Source organism: Rhizobium bangladeshense (assembly GCF_017357245.1).
Lineage (GTDB): Bacteria > Pseudomonadota > Alphaproteobacteria > Rhizobiales > Rhizobiaceae > Rhizobium > Rhizobium bangladeshense.
Map to the genome: position 1 here is coordinate 200,026 of NZ_CP071614.1, position 16,047 is coordinate 216,072.

General features: G+C 62.1%; 19 protein-coding genes. 9 read left to right on the top strand and 10 right to left on the bottom strand.

From position 1 onward, the window contains the following. Positions 1–57: 57 nt before the first annotated feature. The 7 genes from J2J98_RS24805 to J2J98_RS24835 form a co-directional block, all read right to left on the bottom strand. Complete coding sequence (locus tag J2J98_RS24805; RefSeq protein WP_138395717.1) at positions 58–606, bottom strand: hypothetical protein; 549 nt, start codon at positions 604–606, stop codon at positions 58–60. 11 nt (positions 607–617) lie between these two features. Next, the gene (locus J2J98_RS24810; RefSeq protein WP_207603761.1) at positions 618–1,349 is read right to left on the bottom strand and encodes a HoxN/HupN/NixA family nickel/cobalt transporter; all 732 of its coding nucleotides are present in this window, start codon (positions 1,347–1,349) and stop codon (positions 618–620) included. After that, a complete protein-coding gene (locus tag J2J98_RS24815; RefSeq protein WP_064713364.1) occupies positions 1,349–1,786 on the bottom strand; it encodes a YqaA family protein in 438 nt (145 codons plus the stop codon). Before J2J98_RS24815 ends, J2J98_RS24810 begins: the two co-directional genes overlap by 1 nt. Positions 1,787–1,790: 4 nt before the next feature. Then, positions 1,791–2,066, bottom strand: a complete 276-nt coding sequence (locus J2J98_RS24820) for a metal-sensing transcriptional repressor (protein WP_197491990.1) — start codon at positions 2,064–2,066, stop codon at positions 1,791–1,793. A 154-nt stretch (positions 2,067–2,220) separates the two neighbouring features. Then, entirely contained in the window at positions 2,221–3,417 is a 1,197-nt protein-coding gene (locus J2J98_RS24825) for an MFS transporter (RefSeq protein ID WP_207603762.1), read from the bottom strand. 249 nt (positions 3,418–3,666) lie between these two features. Next, on the bottom strand, positions 3,667–5,082 hold the full coding sequence (gene chrA, locus J2J98_RS24830) for a chromate efflux transporter (protein WP_207603763.1): 1,416 nt from the start codon (positions 5,080–5,082) through the stop codon (positions 3,667–3,669). A 16-nt stretch (positions 5,083–5,098) separates the two neighbouring features. Beyond that, positions 5,099–6,091, bottom strand: a complete 993-nt coding sequence (locus J2J98_RS24835; RefSeq protein WP_245296653.1) for a chromate resistance protein ChrB domain-containing protein — start codon at positions 6,089–6,091, stop codon at positions 5,099–5,101. A gap of 96 nt (positions 6,092–6,187) precedes the next feature. Between J2J98_RS24835 and J2J98_RS24840 the strand changes: the two genes are divergently transcribed. Then, positions 6,188–7,147, top strand: a complete 960-nt coding sequence (locus J2J98_RS24840) for a Fe-Mn family superoxide dismutase (RefSeq protein ID WP_207603764.1) — start codon at positions 6,188–6,190, stop codon at positions 7,145–7,147. Positions 7,148–7,161: 14 nt separating this feature from the next. Then, complete coding sequence (locus J2J98_RS24845; RefSeq protein ID WP_064713449.1) at positions 7,162–7,632, top strand: chromate resistance protein ChrB domain-containing protein; 471 nt, start codon at positions 7,162–7,164, stop codon at positions 7,630–7,632. A gap of 130 nt (positions 7,633–7,762) precedes the next feature. Here J2J98_RS24845 and J2J98_RS24850 read toward each other — a convergent pair whose 3' ends face one another. The 3 genes from J2J98_RS24850 to J2J98_RS24860 all read right to left on the bottom strand — a co-directional run bounded on the left by J2J98_RS24850 (position 7,763) and on the right by J2J98_RS24860 (position 9,322). Next, positions 7,763–7,942: a hypothetical protein gene (locus J2J98_RS24850; protein ID WP_064713367.1), complete on the bottom strand. Its 180-nt coding sequence runs from the start codon at positions 7,940–7,942 to the stop codon at positions 7,763–7,765. A 320-nt stretch (positions 7,943–8,262) separates the two neighbouring features. Beyond that, positions 8,263–8,538: a DUF2934 domain-containing protein gene (locus J2J98_RS24855; RefSeq protein WP_064707215.1), complete on the bottom strand. Its 276-nt coding sequence runs from the start codon at positions 8,536–8,538 to the stop codon at positions 8,263–8,265. A 142-nt stretch (positions 8,539–8,680) separates the two neighbouring features. Further along, on the bottom strand, positions 8,681–9,322 hold the full coding sequence (locus tag J2J98_RS24860) for a UdgX family uracil-DNA binding protein (RefSeq protein ID WP_207603765.1): 642 nt from the start codon (positions 9,320–9,322) through the stop codon (positions 8,681–8,683). Positions 9,323–9,482: 160 nt separating this feature from the next. Here J2J98_RS24860 and J2J98_RS24865 point away from each other — a divergent pair, with 160 nt between their 5' ends. From J2J98_RS24865 to J2J98_RS24895, 7 genes are all read left to right on the top strand, one after another. Continuing rightward, positions 9,483–10,946 carry a phospholipase D-like domain-containing protein gene (locus tag J2J98_RS24865; RefSeq protein WP_064707471.1) on the top strand — a complete coding sequence of 488 codons (1,464 nt, stop codon included), beginning with the start codon at positions 9,483–9,485 and terminating at the stop codon, positions 10,944–10,946. Between the two features lie 94 nt (positions 10,947–11,040). Then, on the top strand, positions 11,041–11,856 hold the full coding sequence (locus tag J2J98_RS24870; protein WP_207603775.1) for an endonuclease/exonuclease/phosphatase family protein: 816 nt from the start codon (positions 11,041–11,043) through the stop codon (positions 11,854–11,856). A 160-nt stretch (positions 11,857–12,016) separates the two neighbouring features. Next, positions 12,017–12,322, top strand: coding sequence for a DUF5676 family membrane protein (locus J2J98_RS24875; protein ID WP_207603766.1), 306 nt, complete (start codon positions 12,017–12,019; stop codon positions 12,320–12,322). Positions 12,323–12,346: 24 nt separating this feature from the next. Continuing rightward, positions 12,347–12,853 carry a hypothetical protein gene (locus tag J2J98_RS24880; RefSeq protein WP_246569457.1) on the top strand — a complete coding sequence of 169 codons (507 nt, stop codon included), beginning with the start codon at positions 12,347–12,349 and terminating at the stop codon, positions 12,851–12,853. Next, positions 12,850–13,116 (top strand): DUF2933 domain-containing protein, encoded by a 267-nt coding sequence (locus J2J98_RS24885; protein WP_207603767.1) that lies wholly within the window; start codon positions 12,850–12,852, stop codon positions 13,114–13,116. Before J2J98_RS24880 ends, J2J98_RS24885 begins: the two co-directional genes overlap by 4 nt. Continuing rightward, positions 13,109–13,786, top strand: coding sequence for a methyltransferase family protein (locus J2J98_RS24890; protein WP_207603768.1), 678 nt, complete (start codon positions 13,109–13,111; stop codon positions 13,784–13,786). Before J2J98_RS24885 ends, J2J98_RS24890 begins: the two co-directional genes overlap by 8 nt. Further along, complete coding sequence (locus tag J2J98_RS24895; protein WP_207603769.1) at positions 13,779–16,013, top strand: copper-transporting P-type ATPase; 2,235 nt, start codon at positions 13,779–13,781, stop codon at positions 16,011–16,013. Before J2J98_RS24890 ends, J2J98_RS24895 begins: the two co-directional genes overlap by 8 nt. Positions 16,014–16,047: the final 34 nt, after the last annotated feature.

Here is a 16,047-nt window from a genome sequence, read left to right on the forward strand (position 1 = left end):
CCAGAAACGCAGCCCCTTGTCCTTAAAGCACGACCGCTCTGTCAAGCCCGGAAAAGTTCAGTTCTCGATCTGCTGCTCTGCGACGACGCTCGCGAGCACCTCGTCGCTGCCGTTAGGGTAGATGGGAAGGTCGAGCGTCACCGCCTCCTTAAACCCATCGCGCTCGATCGTGAAGAACTTGCGGACACGTCCTTCGCCGTTCTGCTCGCCGGATGGATTTGCCGCCCTTGTCGAAACAAGGCTGCGCTCGAAGCTTGCGGCATCGGCCCCCGCGAAAGCCGTCGTGCAACTCTCGACTAGCTTATCGCCGATCATTCCCCTCCCGACTACCAGTGCCTCGAAGGGCGCCTCGCTGCCCGCCCCGATGCTCCAGCCCTCGAATGCCACGGGTTCCGAAAGAGGAAGGATGCTCAGTACCAAGTCGGCAGCAAGCGCCGGCCAGTTGTTTCGACGGGCGAGAGCGACGGCGCGATCATACTGCGGCCCGCGGTCAAGGCAGCGGTCGGCGAAGCGGTCGAACGAAGACCGACCGTCGTCCGCAAGGGCGCCGCCGAGAGGCGCGAACACGATTGCCGCGAAGCCAAGCAAAATAGGAAGTCCTCGCATCGCTCTTATCCTCATTGCACTGCCCCCCAGTTCGCTATCTCGACCGCGGCGATCGCCACAAGCACAAGGCCAGCCAGACCGCCCGTCGCCCGCGAGACGAAGGCCAGCAATTGCGGATGCTTTCTCATCAAATAGGAGATGCGGTCGCGGAAGACCACGGTGAGGAGAGCGACCGCGGACAAGGTCAGAGCGACGCCCATCATCATGGTGGCGGCAAACAGCAGGCCCGTAACGACGACCTGGTGGATCATCGCGAACGTCATCACGAACAGGGTGAGCGGGCACGGTACCAGGCCGGCGGCAAATCCCATCAGCAGGCCTTCGCCCTCAGCATGCGCGTGACTGTGCCTGATGACGGCGGTCAGCACCATCCAGACGCCGATGATGCCCAGCAGTCCGCGGCTGACGACCTCGAGCGCCGGAGACGATCCAGCGTCGACGAAGGAGTGAGAGACCAAGGGAAGGGCGAACAGCGCGATCACGACCGCCATTGTGACGTGGGTGAAGGAAAGCGCGAGCGACACCAGAAGAGCCTTATGCGCCTGGGTCGAGGATCCAGCGAGATAGGTGGCAAGCACGGATTTGCTGTGGCCGGGCGTCATCGCATGGACGGCTCCGAAGACAATTCCCATCGGCAGGAATGCCAGGAACGACTGCCACCCGCCGCCAGCGGCGTAGTCCTTTATATGGCCTGCGAAGGTCAGATAGATTTCCCGCTGGATGTCGACGATCTGCTGGAACATCAGGCTAGCCCGGTGGTGGCGGCTGCGAGCGCGAGATAGCGTCCGACCTTGGCGACGGTCACCAGCAGCAGAAATGTTGACAGCGGCTCTCGCAGGAGACCAGCCACAACAGTGATCGGGTCGCCGACGATCGGCAGCCAGCTTCCGAGCAGCGACCACTTTCCAAAGCGGCGATACCATAGCTGCGCCCGGTCAAGTGCCACCGGACCGACGGGAAACCAGCGTTTCTCCCGGAAGCGTTCGATGCCGCGACCGAGCAGCCAGTTCGCCAGCGCCCCCAGGACGTTGCCGATACTGGCGACAACAACGAGCCAGAAGGCGGAGAACTTCTCGGACAGGAGGAGGCCGACAAGGACAGCTTCCGACTGCATTGGAAGGATAGTCGCAGCTCCAAAAGCCGTCGCGAACAATCCCAAATAGGCCAAAAGGTCGGCCATGCCGTCAGAGATACTTAGTGATCGTCTTGAACCCGTCGATCGACTGCCGCGTGTCGCGCGGAAGCGCCCCGAGGGTCTTCTCGAGGCAATGGTCGAGATGGTCCTGGATCAGTGTTCGCTTGGTGTTGACGATTGCCTTCTCGACGGCAGGCAGTTGCTGCGCGATCTCGAGGTACGGCTTGCCTCTCTCATTCATCGATGACGCTCTCCGGGTGACCTCGGCCCGCGTCAGGCGCTTGACAATCTCCGGATGGGTGTCGTGGGTCTGCGGTTCGGTCATTGTGTTCATGTCTCGAGCCTTCCGAGGGGAAGGTGGCTGACTTTACGCCGACGACCGCCTCCGGGACAAGTCGGTGATGATGCCCTTCCGGCTCTTGCATCCGAAAGGGAAGGCCGTCAATCTCGACGCCCGCCAGCCGCGGCAGCGCGGACGGCTAACCTTCCTCAGGCGGTTTGAGGTGCCGGAACTGCCATAGCAGCAGCAGGTCATAGGTAATTTTCAGTGAGGCGCAGATAAGGAGCGGCCAAGCCCGATAGGATGCAGCGAAGAGAGCGCCTGCGAGGGCAGGGCTGGCCGCCGCGGCCAAACTTCGGGGCACCGACGTGAAGCTTGCGGCCGCGGCCCGCTCCGCCTCGGTGACAACAGCCATCACGTAGGAAGAGCGGGTCGGCACATCCATCTGCGAGAGCGCCGCTCGAATGAGCAGCAATGTGATGGTGAGGGGCAAGGTGGGTGCGAATGCGGCGAGGCCAAGGGCAATGCTGGACGGAATGTGGGTGAACACCATGGTGTTGACGAGTCCAACCCGCTTCGACAGCCAGGCGGCGACAGGAAACGAGAACGCCGACAGCACTCCGGTCCAAAAGAAAAATAGTCCGGCCTCGGAGAGCGAGAGATCGAATCGTCCGAACAGCCACAGCGCGAGCAGGGACTGCACCACGAAACCTCCCGCGAAAGCATCGAGACTGAAGAGGGCTGCAAGCTTCAGGACGATGGCGCGTGAAGGTCCGAGTGCCGCCGGATTATCGGCGTCGTGTTTCACCGGGCGAGGCGGAATGCGAGCATAGAAAAGGCCACCGAGAATGCCGGCCAGCGCATAGGCAATGAACATCAGCTTGATCGAAGTCAGTTGCGCAATCCCTAACCGAGTCATTACGTCAGGCAGCGCCGCGGCGAGTGCGCCGCCGGCACTTGCGAGCGCCCCGACGAGGCTATAACGGGCGAACATCCTCGTCCGATCCGCGCTGGTCGCTTCGCGGGCAAGGACTGCATGCTCAAGGGGCACGAAGATGCTCACGCTGCCGGCCGAAGGATTGATCGTGCCGGCAAACGCGACCACCAGCAGCAACCCATAATCGTTGACCATCGGCACGGCGATACCGGTGGCGACCATCAGGCCAGCGGCCGCCAGAAGCAGGTGGCGGAGATCATGACGCGCGCCAAGAAATCCAATGACGATGGTCAGGAGCGCAGAGCCAAAAAGCGATGCCGTGGCGATGAGACCGACCTCTAAGGGTGAGAATCCGAGAGCCAGCAGATACACCGGCAACAGGATGGCGACGAACCCGTCGCCGAAGTCGCGCAAAGAGCGGGCTGCGAAGAGCCATGTGATCGGCCGAGTGCTGCGCATTCCTCACCTGCTTCAATGAGAGCCTTTCCGGGTTAGCTTGAAGCATTCTGTTGGCTCAAACGGAGTCGGATGGTCGATCAGCCGGCCCGTTTCAGCCAACCCGGAGGGCCGGGCATGTTTCCGCCAGGATCAAAGGCGATCGGCTCGGACGTACCTTGGGGTATGCCCTTCGCCAATCGCCCTTGCCCTGACGAAAACCTGCTCCGGCAGAATGCTTCAATCTAACCCGTAAAGGCTCTAGTTCGCGCTTTACACCCACCCGACGAACAGACCGTAGAGAAGCCCGAGGATCGCGCAGGCTGCGAGCACGGTCAGCATACCGACCTTGAAGCGGAACACGGCGATGACGGCGCCGACTGTCAGGATCAGCGACGGGACGTTGACGGAACTCAGCCCCGGGAGATCGACGGCCATCCCTAAGCCGCGCGCTGCCTGGAGTTCGCCGAACAGCACATGCAGCGCGAACCATACCGCAAGGTTCAAAATGACCCCGACGACGGCCGCGGTGATTGCCGCCAGCGCTGCGGAGAGCGCCTTGTTATTGCGCATCGTCTCCATGAACGGCGCGCCTAGGAAGATCCAGAGAAAGCAGGGGACGAAGGTCACCCAGGTGGTCAACAGGCCGCCCAGCGTGCCGGCCAGCAACGGATCGAGGAAACCCGGCGCGCGATAGGCGCCCATGAAACCGACGAACTGCGTCACCATGATCAGCGGGCCGGGCGTGGTCTCGGCCATGCCGAGGCCGTCGAGCATCTCACCGGGCTTCAGCCAGTGGTATTGTTCCACCGCCTGTTGGGCGACGTAGGACAGGACGGCATAGGCGCCGCCGAACGTGACCATCGCCATTTTCGAGAAGAAGATCGAGATATCGGTGAAGACGTTGCCCTGTCCGAGAAAAAGCAGCAGGGCAAAGACAGGCCCGCCCCAGAGCAGCAACCCGACCGCGGCCACCTTGAGAGACCAGCTGGCTGGCGGGCGGGCGTGGGCGGGGGTGTCTTCGCCGAGAAGACTATCGGCGTCGGCCACCTGTTTGCTCCCGACCTTACCGTGGCCATTGCCCGCCTGGAACGCTTTCCAGCCGGCCTGGCCACCGATATAGCCCACGACGCCCGCAACCAGGACCACAAGCGGGAAGGGGGCGTGAAACAGGAAGAGAGCAAGGAACGCGGCAACGGCGAGACCGATCATCACATTGTTCCTGAGGGCCCGCTTGCCAATACGCAGGACGGCCTCGAGCACGATCGCCAGCACCGCGGCCTTCAATCCGAAGAACAGCGCCTGGACGGCCCCGACATTGCCGAAAATGGCATAGATCCAGCTCAGCGCCATAATGACGACGACGCCGGGCAGCACGAACAAGGTCCCCGCCACCAGGCCGCCTTTGGTCTTGTGCAGCAGCCAGCCGATATAGATTGCAAGCTGCTGTGCCTCCGGCCCGGGCAACAACGTGCAATAGTTCAGCGCGTGCAGGAATCGCGTTTCGCCGATCCAGCGCTTCTCCTCGACGATGATGCGATGCATCATCGCAATCTGTCCGGCGGGACCGCCGAAGCTCAGGGCGGCCACGCGCGCCCAGACGCGAACTGCTTCGCCAAATGAAATCCCATGCGAGGGCCCATCAACGCGGTGAACGGGGGTGGGGTCGACGCTCTCGATCTGATTCATGGTTGCTTTCCGTGTGTCAGCCACGCTTTGCGCGGAAATATTGGTGGAGGTTGTCGAAGACCGGCCCGCCGTGGACGATCCGTTGCTCGTCCTGCGGCTGGGCTGCGCAGATCCCGGCAATCAAGCTGGCGATGCCGGTCGTCTCCTCGCGTCCGAACTTCGCATCCTTCAGATCGATGTCGTGAACGATCTCGGCGATCGCCTGGAGTGCTGGATCCGTAATCCCAGCCCTAGCGAGCAGGACCTCGAAACTGCAGCGATCGCCTTCATGGGTGATCTCGCCCTCGAACATGTCGAAGCGAATTTCGCCGGCATTCGGGATATAGCCCTTGCCCGGCACGAAGCGAATGACCGCATCGGGATCGATGAAACGGCGGATCAGCCAACTGCAGGCAATTCGATCGACGTGCACACCCTTACGAGTAATCCATACGCGTTCCTTCAGATCGGCCGCGGCCAGCGGCCTCATTTTCGGAACCTCTTTGACCATCTCCATATCCTCTGCAAGTCTGCTCTCAAGTTCCACGATCAAGCTTTCCGCCGAGAGGCGGCTGGTCGCTCCGAAGAAATCGATCGCCGTGACGTCGGAGAGCCGCTTGCGCAGACGGCCGAGCTGCGAGCGTAGCTCGGCCTTTTCCTCTGCTGTCCTAGTCGCCTCCAACCGCGCTGAGAGCGTCCGTGCCTCGTTTGCGATTGCCTCGTAGTCCTCGTCGCGGGCCGCATCGAACAGTGCGTGCACCTGAGCGTCGGAGAGGCCGTCGATCAGGCGCGCCTCGCAAACCATCGCCTCGCCACCGCCTTCGAGGATCTCCTTCAAAAGCCATTCGAAATCCTCCTGCGTCTCGGCGTTTGCCGGCAGCGCATAGACTGTACTTTTGACGGCGACCGCCCCTATGCGCTGAAGACGACGCCAGATCTTCACCCGGAAGTAGGCCGGCTTGCTCGGAAGTTGGTGAATCAGAAGCAGCCAGCGTTGCTCCGCCGGTGAGGTGCGGTCGATCATGTTCATACCGTATCATCGAAAGGTGAAAAAGCAACACTTGTATCATTCGAAGTTCAGGCGTAGCGTTGCGGGCGGTCATATTACCCCGAGCGAGGACGCGTCATGCACCGGATCATGCCACTACCTTTCAAGCCGCCGCGTCTCGACGGGCTGTCCGAGCGGCTGCTGGCCAGCCACTACGAGAACAATTACGGCGGCGCGGTGCGACGCCTGAATGCGATCGAGCGCCGGCTGGATGAGCTCGACTGGAGTGCGGCGCCGGTCTTCGACATCAATGGGCTGAAGCGGGAGGAGCTGATTGCGGCAAACTCCGCAATCCTTCACGAGATCTATTTCGACGGGCTCGGTGGTTCCGGGGATGCGGCGGGCGGTCTCGCCGAAGCGCTGGAGCGCGATTTTGGCAGTGTTGCCAATTGGCGCGCCCGCTTCACGGCCTGTGCCAAAGCGCAGGCGGGCGGTTCCGGCTGGACGCTTCTTGCGTGGTCGGAGCGTTATCAGCGCCTCATGATCCAATGGGGGGCTGACCATACCAACTGTCTTGCCGGCAGTGTACCGATCCTGGCGCTCGACATGTATGAGCACGCCTATCATATCGATTTTGGCGCCAAGGCGGGTGCCTATGTCGATGCCTTCATGAAGAACATCCATTGGGAGCGTGTCGGCGCTCGTTTCCGGCGGTTGACCGAGCGGCTGGCCGACATTTCTGAGATTGAAACTGCGGGGCAGGACGACGTCGCGCCGGAGGACCTGCTCGCTCGACTTCAACGCAAGGAAGACCTCGTGGTGCTCGACGTCTGTCTCGCCGATGATCTGCCGAAGCGCAGCGATATGCTGCCGGACGCCATCGCCCGTCCTTCCGAGACTATCGGCGGCTGGGCCGACCAACTGCCGCAGGACAAGCCGATCGTCGTCTACTGCATCTACGGCTTCCAGGTCAGCGGCGATGCCGTCGCCGAACTGCGCCGTCGCGGCCTGGACGCACGAGCGCTCGCCGGCGGAATCGCAGCCTGGCATGCGATCGGCGGCCCGACCGTCCCGTTCACAAACGCTGAAAACCGTTGAAGGAGGTCAATGCGATGAAATGGGTTACCCGCGAACGTCCAGTCATCGACCGTATCGCCTGCCCCTGGCTGATCGCGCGGTTTATCGACAACGAACCGGAATTCCTGTTCGTGCCGCCGGACCAGGTGCTCAAGGTGGCAGAGGAGACCGGAGCCACGCCTTACGATGTGCCCGGCGTCGAATACACGCATGTGGGCGAGGGTTGCAGTTTCGACACCTTCGTCGACAAGCACGGATTGGACAGCGATCCGGCAATCGTCACCATCGCCGCCATCGTCCGCGGCGCCGACACAGACCGGCACGACCTCACGCCGCAATCGGCAGGGCTGCTGGCAATCTCGATGGGGCTTCGGGACGTGACGCCTGACGATCACGAGGTCCTGAAGCACGGCTTCGTCATTTATGACGCGCTCTATGCGTGGGCTTCGCGGCGCAAAACCGAGACACACAGCTGGCCGCCTGCAATGAAGCCGACTGCAGCCTGAACTCGGCCAAGGGCGCCGCCTCCGGCTCACCATCCTCAACATAGACGCTAGCGAAGGCAGGTAAGGGTTGGGCGAAATATCGTTATCAGCCCGTGGTTCGCGCTCTGTCCGATAGCCGGGCTGACAACCGTTATTTCCGGTAGAGTTTTTGCGACGCCGCGAAGGCGCGCGCGATGTCGAAGGAGGGCAGTTGCAGCGGCGAACGGGGATCGCGGAAAACCAGCCCGACGAGATTGTCGACCACCAGGATGAACCCAAGTGCAAGACCGAGATAAAGCAGCGCGGCGATGAGCAGGAGCGATATTTCCATGGCTCACACGACCGCGCTGGAGGCACGATTGCGGGCCGGAAGAGGCGTGACGAAGAACATTTCGATACGGTCGTTCATGGCTGCTTCCCTCGTTTCGCCAGAAACCGTTTTTGCATGGTCTTGTTCCCGGCCTGTGGGCGAAGAATAAGTTTTTTGGGAAGCCTCAGAGCTTGCAGCGTCATCCCGGCCTTCATTCGCCCCGCGCGGAAAACCCGCCTGCAATTTCCATAAATCACAACTAATTCAGCCATATGACAAAGAACGGCCGAAGGGCGTCACCGCGACGCCCTTTCCTATCGATGCGATCGGTATTCCAATTTTCAGGGCGCCGTCTTGCGGCTTGCCGTCCGCTTAGGCGCCGGCGTGACGACGCCGTTCGTCTTGGCGCCTGGTGCTGCACGTTTCGTGGCCGTTGCGGCGCTCTTCGGTTTGGGTTTGGCTTGTTTGCCGTTGGACGAGGCAGCAGAGCCTTCGAGCGCTTCGCGCTCGTGCCGTGCCTGTTCCCAATGGATGGAATCTCGCCCTGTCGGATAGCCCTCTTCTTCCCAAAGGGCGTATGCACGTTTCTTGATCCACTCTTCCCGAGTTTCTGCCATCGCTGATCTCCAGTCACATTATGCCGTCGTTCGAACGCGATACTGCTTGGATGGTTCCAGAGGAGGGGCGCGGTTTCAAGTGAAATCGAGCTGCAACCGCAAATATTTCGCATTGCAGCATATCAAGGTTGAGAATCGGCACTCACCGAGACTGAAATTCCGCCGCCCTGTGCAGATCTGACACGAACGCGCGGCGTTGCCGGTGCTGTTCGGCCTCATCGCGGATTCGCAGGAGAAAGGAGGGGTGGATGGTCACCAGAACCGGCGGATGGTTTGCCGGTTGCAGGATGTGGCCGCGCTCGGGTGTCAATTTCGCCTTCGGCCCGAGCAGCGCATAAAGAGCGCTTGCGCCCAGCGCCACGACGAGTTTCGGCTGCAGGATGTTGAGCTCCGCCCCGAGCCACCAGGAGCAACGCCGGATCTCGCCGGCATTGGGTTTTGCATGCAGGCGCCGTCTGCCGCGCGGCGTGAACTTGAAGTGCTTGACGGCATTGGTGACGTAGCACCGTTGACGGTCGAGACCGGCCTCCTCGAGACAGACGTCGAGAAGATGGCCGGCTGGGCCGACAAAAGGCCTGCCGCTGATATCTTCCCGGTCACCCGGCTGCTCACCGACAAGCACGATCTCGGCCGTTTCCGACCCTTCACCGAACACGATCTGCGTCGCATTCCGATAGAGGTCGCAGCGGGTGCAGCCTTCGGCCTGATGCCGGAGTTCGGCGATGCTTTCGGCATCTGCGACCTCCAGCGCCAGGGCGGGACCGAGGTTTGCGGCGATGCTCATTGATGGCGATCCTCATCTCCTGTGAAGGAATCGATCTCAATCGGGATTGTTCCCGCGGTCGAACCGACGATTGGGAGAACGGACACGGCGAAAAATTTCGCGTCATGGGAGAGTGGCGGCGCAATTGAACGCCGCCGTTTCGCGGCTATATTGGCGAGCGATGTTCTATCTGCTGTCGACCTACTGGCCGCATATCCTCTTTGTCGTTTCGATCGCCATGGGGGCCGCGGCGGCGATTCATGCCGCCATGACCAAGGAGGAGGTGCGCGCGGCGATCGGCTGGGTCGGCGTCATCATCCTCTCTCCTGTTGTCGGTGCGCTGCTTTATGCAATTGCCGGCATCAATCGTATCCGCCGCAAATCGCTGAGCATTCGCCGCGACGCCCTGCTGCTTGCGCCCGGGATCGACGAGCTGGAGACGTTCGACGCCGACGCCGAGACGGTGATCAGCCAGTTCGGCCGCCGTTTTGCGGCGCTGCAGACGCTTGGCGACCGCGTGACACGCAACCCGCTGACATCAGGCAATACCATCGACATGCTGGAGACCGGCGACGAGGCCTATGCCGCAATGAAATCGGCCGTCGACGAAGCGAGGCGCAGCATTCTGCTCGAAACCTACATCTTCGACCGCGACGTCATCGGAATTCGGATCGCCGATGCGCTGATTGCCGCGGTGAAGCGCGGCGTCAAGGTCCGGGTGCTGATCGACGCCGTCGGCGCGCGCTATTCGGTGCCGAGCATTCTCGGCTACCTCAAGGAGGGCGGCGTCACCGTCGCCGTCTTCAACGGCAATGTCATCATGGGTTTGCGGCTGCCCTACGCCAATCTGCGTACCCACCGAAAGATCCTGATCGTCGACGGACGCATTGCGCTGACAGGCGGGATGAATATCAGGGCGGGCTTTAGCGAGGAGGCGACGGGCGAGACCTTTGCCCATGATACGCATTTCAGCGTCACCGGCCCGGTCGTCGCCGACCTCTTCGACCTTGCCGCCGAAGACTGGCGCTTCACCACTGACGAACTGTTGAACGACGAGGCTTGGCGCATCGAGTCGCCGCAGCGCAGCCCCGGCGACCCAATCCTGATGCGCGTGGTCGCGTCGGGGCCCGACCGCAGCGTAGAAACCAATCATAAGATGCTGATGGGCGCCTTTTCCGTGGCGCGCCAATCGATCCGCATCATGTCTCCCTATTTCCTGCCGGATCGCGAACTGATCAGCGCTCTCGTGACCGCGGCGCGGCGCGGCGTCGAAGTCGATATCGTCGTGCCTGATGTTAACAATCTCATGCTGGTCGACCGGGCGATGACGGCACAATTCGATCAGATCCTCAAGAATTATTGCCGCATCTGGCGCTCGACCGGCAGCTTCAGCCATTCGAAGCTTTTGACGATCGACGGCACCTGGGCCTATGTCGGCTCTTCCAACCTCGATCCGCGTTCGCTCAGGCTGAATTTCGAGGTCGATCTCGAAGTGCTGAACGAGGGCTTTGCCGCCGAGATCGATGAGCGTATCGAGGAAATCCTGAAATCGGCAACGCTGGTGACGCTGGACGGCTTACGCGCGCGGCCCTTCCCGGTGCGGCTGATTGAGAAGGTGTTGTGGCTGGGATCGCCCTATCTCTGACGGATTTTTTGCATTCCGACATGGCAAGTTCTGCGCGTCCGCCTATACTGCGGAGTGAGTAGCCTCTTTGATCAACGAAACAAGTGCGCCGCCGATGCACGCCAGGAAAGACAGCCTCCCCGCCAGCATTCTCGACTCGATCAAGAGCAGGAAGAAACGGCTCGACGCGGCGCATATGGAGGCAAGGCCGCGTAGCGCCGGAACGTTGATCGCCTCCTATAATGTACACAAGTGCGTCGGCACCGACCGCCGCTTCGATCCGGAGCGTACCAGCCGGGTGATCCATGAAATTGGCGCAGACGTGATCGCGCTGCAGGAGGCTGACACGCGTTTCGGCGAGCGCACGGGCATTCTTGATCTGGGCCGGCTGGAACGGGAGACGGGGCTGATCCCTGTGCCGGTCGCCGGCATGGCGAAGGCGCATGGCTGGCACGGCAATGTCGTGCTGTTCAAGAAGGGGCTGGTGCATGATGTGCACCAGGTCAAGCTGCCGGGTCTGGAACCGCGCGGCGCGCTGGTCGCCGAGATCGAGCTCGAGCAGGGCGGGGTGCTGCGCATCATTGCCGCACATTTCGGCCTGTTGCGCCATAGCAGAGCACAGCAAGCCCACACATTGGTCGAGCTCATCAAGAACCGGCACGAAATGCCGACCATCCTGCTCGGCGACCTCAACGAATGGCGGCTCGGCGACCGTTCCTCACTCAACACCTTCCAATCCGCCTTCGGCGAGTTGCCGCCCGCGGTCCCGAGTTTTCCCTCCGGCCTGCCATTGCTCGCGCTCGACCGCATCATCGCCAACCGCAAGGGCATTATCACGGAGGTCGAAGCGCATGATACGCCGCTGGCGCGCATCGCATCCGACCACCTGCCGATCAAGGCGCTTGTCGATCTGAAACGGGTGGGCAGTTAGGCATCGAGACTGGCCGCATCGGTTCCAGATCTGGCTGAGTTGACATCATCCCGTGGCAACCGGCTGGGGCTTTTTGATGTGGATCAAGGAATTTGCGGAGGATAGGCGCAGTATCGCCCTGTGGTCGTGCAGCAATCAGCAGCTCCAAAGGAGAACCACAATGGCAAACACAACATTCCACACTCGCTCCGACGCGTTGACGGCGACGCCCTCGCATGTCTCGGTTCCAGTCCTTGGCGCGACGCTGGCCGTATTTGCGGCCATCTCGTTCCTGCTTTGCATGCTCCTGGGCTTCGTCGCTCCCGAATGGGGCCTCCATAAACCCTGGCTGCAATTCTACGTGGGCGTCACAGGTTTCGATCCTGCGAGCGTGTTGCTGGGCACGGTTCAAAGCGTCGTTTTCGGTGGCTATGCGGGAGCATTGATCGCCGCGATCTTCAACTTCATCAGCCGGCGTCTCGGCTGAACAAAAAGACGGGGATTCAAACTTATGATCGCCGACTGGCGCAAGAAAGCAGGGACGATCGCAGTGCTGACCTTCGTCGTCGTACTTGCGGTCGTCTTTGCGCCGGTGCCGGGCGTGCAGGCGATGCAATGCCGCGAACATCCGACCCATGACCAGAGCGGCGTCGCGCATGCCCTCGCATTGAGAGGCGATCTTCACGCTGCTCAAGGCGGATTTCACAACTCCAATCATGTGGCTTGCTGCGTCGCGCAATGTGATGTTTGCGTCTTCACCTCAAGCATTGACGACACGGAAGCGCCCGCAGCCATCGGTTCGTTCCTGCATTTTGTACGGGGTGATCAGACCGGCCGTGGTCTAGCGCTCCCCCAACACTTGGCCCTCCCCGCCTTTCGACCTGAGCCTTCCGGAACTCATGTCGTCTACCACATGGCAACGGGCATATGGCCTACGTCACCTACGGCGGCATCGGCTGACGCAGTCCACAGACCGCGCGCCTTCCCGAAACTCTTGCGAACGAGACACCTATCATGAGCGACAATCATTCCTCATCCGCCTTGAGCACATATAGCCGGATTGTCTTCATCGCCTTCGCCGCGATCGCTCTGGGGCTCATCGCCTACGAGCACCGCGTGCACCTTCTTGGCATCCTGCCCTGGTTCCTGATCTTGGCTTGCCCGCTGATGCACCTGTTCATGCATCACGGCCATCATGGCCATGGCGGCTATCCCGGACATGACCATGCCCGTCACCGGGCGGGTACGGTACGACCGAACAAGGAGACGGGCGATGTCTGACACCTCGGCATACGGGCTCTGGAGCCTCGTAATCATCAATTCCGTTGTTTTCATCGTGTTTGCAGCAAGCTTCACCAAACTCGAAACAAAACGGGATTGGCGTTCCCTTGGCGCCTTCTCCGCCTTCATCGTCGCGCTCTTCACCGAGATGTACGGTTTCCCGCTGACCATATACCTGTTGACCGGTTGGCTAGGGCGGCAGTTCCCCGGCGTTGACTTTTGGTCGCATGACGCTGGTCACCTGCTGGAAATGATGTTCGGCTGGCGGGTCAACCCGCATTTCGGGCCGTTCCATCTCGCAAGCACCGTGCTGATCATCGCCGGCTTCTGGCTGCTCGCCTCGAGCTGGCATGTGCTCTACGCCGCCCAGCGCGAGCATCGCCTCGCGACCACCGGTCCCTATGCTCGCGTCCGGCACCCGCAATACGATGCTTTCGTCTTGATCATGTTCGGCTTCCTGCTGCAGTGGCCGACGCTGGTGACGCTCGCAATGTTCCCGCTTTTAGTCTGGATCTATGTGCGGCTGGCGAAGCGGGAGGAGGAGGCTTCTCGGGCTGAGTTCGGGGCGAGGTGGGAGGCCTATGCCAGGGCGGTCCCCCGGTTCCTTCCAAAATTCGACCGGGGAACGGACGCCGCCGGAACTCGTCGGGGAGGAACGGTCCATGACTGATCATCACATGAACGAAGGGCCAGCGCGCTCCCACGGTGCGTATCCTTTCCACGGCGAGAAGGCGCCCATCGCAGGGGCGGGCGTGAGGCCGGAGCCACGGGAAGGCGTGATCTATACCTGCCCGATGCATCCGCAGATCAGGAAGCTCGGCCCCGGCACATGTCCGATCTGCGGCATGACGCTGGAGCCGGAGGTCGCGACCATGGAGTCCGGGCCGAGCGCCGAACTCGTCGACATGACGCGGCGGTTCTGGACCGGCCTCGTGCTGACCCTGCCGGTGCTTGCTCTTGAGATGGGCGGCCATCTCACCAACCTGCACATGTTGCTCGGCCCGCAGCTTTCGAACTGGATCCAGCTCGTTTTGGCGACTCCCGTCGTGCTCTGGGCGGGATGGCCGTTTTTCGAAAGAGCCTGGGCATCGCTCGTCAACCGCAGCCTCAACATGTTTACGCTGATCGCGATGGGAACCGGCGTCGCCTGGATCTACAGCGTTGTCGCCACGGTCGCACCCGGCGCTTTTCCGGCCACCTTCCGTGCCGGCGATGGTTCCGTGGCAATCTACTTCGAGGCGGCCTCAGTCATCGCCGTCCTCGTGCTGCTGGGGCAGGTGCTGGAACTCAGGGCGCGGGAGCAGACCGGCGGTGCCATCCGAGCGCTGCTCGATCTTGCGCCCAAGACGGCCCGCCGAGTGAGGGAGGACGGCTCGGACGAGGATGTCGGACTCGAGGTCATCGCGGTCGGCGACCGCCTGCGGGTCCGGCCCGGCGAGAAGGTGCCGGTCGACGGCGAGCTGATCGAGGGACGCAGTTCAGTCGACGAATCCATGATCACCGGCGAATCCATGCCGGTCACCAAGGAGGTCGGAGCGAAGCTGATCGGCGGTACGCTCAATCAAAGCGGCGGCTTTGTCATGCGGGCGGGCAAGGTTGGGCGCGACACCATGCTGGCGCAGATCGTACGAATGGTTGCGGACGCTCAGCGCTCCCGCGCGCCGATCCAGCGTCTCGCCGACCAGGTGTCAGGCTGGTTTGTCCCGGTCGTAATCCTCATTGCCATCGCGGCCTTCGTCGCATGGGGGATTTGGGGGCCGGAGCCGCGCTTCGCCCATGGCCTCGTCGCCGCCGTCGCCGTGCTGATCATCGCATGCCCTTGTGCTCTGGGGCTGGCCACCCCGATGTCGATCATGGTGGGTGTCGGGCGTGGGGCGGGGATGGGCGTGCTCATCAAGAACGCCGAGGCATTGGAGCGCTTTGAGAAGATCGACACGCTAGTGGTAGACAAGACCGGCACGCTGACTGAGGGCCGGCCAAAGGTCACGGCGCTGAAGACCGTCGGCGACTTTGAGCAGACTGAGCTTCTCAGGCTGGCCGCCACCCTCGAGCGCGCCAGCGAGCATCCGCTTGCTGCAGCCATCGTCGCCGCAGCCAAGGACCGAAATATCACGCTCGGCGAGGCTAGCGAGTTCGACAGTCCCGTCGGCAAGGGCGTCACCGGAGTTGTCGATGGCCGAAAGCTGGTCATCGGAAGCCACCGCATCATGGGAGAGGCGGGTATCGATCTGTCGGCGCTGATGGCCGACGCCGAGACGCTGCGCGGCGAGGCGGCGACCGTGATCTACGTTGCTGTCGACGGCAATCTCGGGGGCCTCATCGCCATCGCCGATCCGGTCAAGGCGACAACTCCGGCGGCGCTCCGTTCGCTAAAGGAGGCAAACATCCGCGTCGTCATGCTCACCGGCGACAACAGGACGACGGCGCAGGCGGTAGCAAGAAGCCTCGGCATCGACGAGCTGGAGGCCGAGATCCTGCCGGAGGACAAGGGCAGGGTGGTCGCCAGACTCCGGGGAGAGGGGCGCATTGTCGCAATGGCGGGAGACGGGGTCAACGACGCGCCCGCACTGGCCGCAGCCGACGTCGGCATCGCGATGGGCACGGGAACGGACGTCGCAATGGAAAGTGCCGGCGTCACGCTGTTGAAGGGTGACCTGCAAGGTATTGCGAGGGCTCGCAAGCTCAGCCACGCCACTATGAGCAACATCCGCCAGAACTTGTTCTTTGCCTTCATTTACAACGCAGCCGGCGTGCCCATCGCGGCGGGTGTGCTCTATCCCGGCTTCGGACTGCTGCTGTCGCCGATTATTGCCGCAGCCGCCATGGCGCTATCTTCGGTAAGCGTCATTGCCAACTCTCTCAGGCTGCGCCGTTTGTCGATCGACCAGCTCGACTGACCCGGGTTCGCCGGGCAGGCATTCGAATTCCGCC

Bases quoted from the DNA above. Each gene is read 5' to 3' on its own strand.
- J2J98_RS24880 (WP_246569457.1), top strand. From the start codon at position 12,347: ATGATCGCCGACTGGCGCAAGAAAGCAGGGACGATCGCAGTGCTGACC.
- J2J98_RS24840 (WP_207603764.1), top strand. From the start codon at position 6,188: ATGCACCGGATCATGCCACTACCTTTCAAGCCGCCGCGTCTCGACGGG.
- J2J98_RS24890 (WP_207603768.1), top strand. From the start codon at position 13,109: ATGTCTGACACCTCGGCATACGGGCTCTGGAGCCTCGTAATCATCAAT.
- J2J98_RS24865 (WP_064707471.1), top strand. From the start codon at position 9,483: ATGTTCTATCTGCTGTCGACCTACTGGCCGCATATCCTCTTTGTCGTT.
- J2J98_RS24855 (WP_064707215.1), bottom strand. From the start codon at position 8,538: ATGGCAGAAACTCGGGAAGAGTGGATCAAGAAACGTGCATACGCCCTT.
- J2J98_RS24845 (WP_064713449.1), top strand. From the start codon at position 7,162: ATGAAATGGGTTACCCGCGAACGTCCAGTCATCGACCGTATCGCCTGC.
- J2J98_RS24885 (WP_207603767.1), top strand. From the start codon at position 12,850: ATGAGCGACAATCATTCCTCATCCGCCTTGAGCACATATAGCCGGATT.
- J2J98_RS24820 (WP_197491990.1), bottom strand. From the start codon at position 2,066: ATGACCGAACCGCAGACCCACGACACCCATCCGGAGATTGTCAAGCGC.
- J2J98_RS24875 (WP_207603766.1), top strand. From the start codon at position 12,017: ATGGCAAACACAACATTCCACACTCGCTCCGACGCGTTGACGGCGACG.
- J2J98_RS24895 (WP_207603769.1), top strand. From the start codon at position 13,779: ATGACTGATCATCACATGAACGAAGGGCCAGCGCGCTCCCACGGTGCG.
- J2J98_RS24850 (WP_064713367.1), bottom strand. From the start codon at position 7,942: ATGGAAATATCGCTCCTGCTCATCGCCGCGCTGCTTTATCTCGGTCTT.
- J2J98_RS24835 (WP_245296653.1), bottom strand. From the start codon at position 6,091: ATGAACATGATCGACCGCACCTCACCGGCGGAGCAACGCTGGCTGCTT.
- J2J98_RS24810 (WP_207603761.1), bottom strand. From the start codon at position 1,349: ATGTTCCAGCAGATCGTCGACATCCAGCGGGAAATCTATCTGACCTTC.
- chrA (WP_207603763.1), bottom strand. From the start codon at position 5,082: ATGAATCAGATCGAGAGCGTCGACCCCACCCCCGTTCACCGCGTTGAT.
- J2J98_RS24825 (WP_207603762.1), bottom strand. From the start codon at position 3,417: ATGCGCAGCACTCGGCCGATCACATGGCTCTTCGCAGCCCGCTCTTTG.
- J2J98_RS24815 (WP_064713364.1), bottom strand. From the start codon at position 1,786: ATGGCCGACCTTTTGGCCTATTTGGGATTGTTCGCGACGGCTTTTGGA.
- J2J98_RS24805 (WP_138395717.1), bottom strand. From the start codon at position 606: ATGCGAGGACTTCCTATTTTGCTTGGCTTCGCGGCAATCGTGTTCGCG.
- J2J98_RS24860 (WP_207603765.1), bottom strand. From the start codon at position 9,322: ATGAGCATCGCCGCAAACCTCGGTCCCGCCCTGGCGCTGGAGGTCGCA.
- J2J98_RS24870 (WP_207603775.1), top strand. From the start codon at position 11,041: ATGCACGCCAGGAAAGACAGCCTCCCCGCCAGCATTCTCGACTCGATC.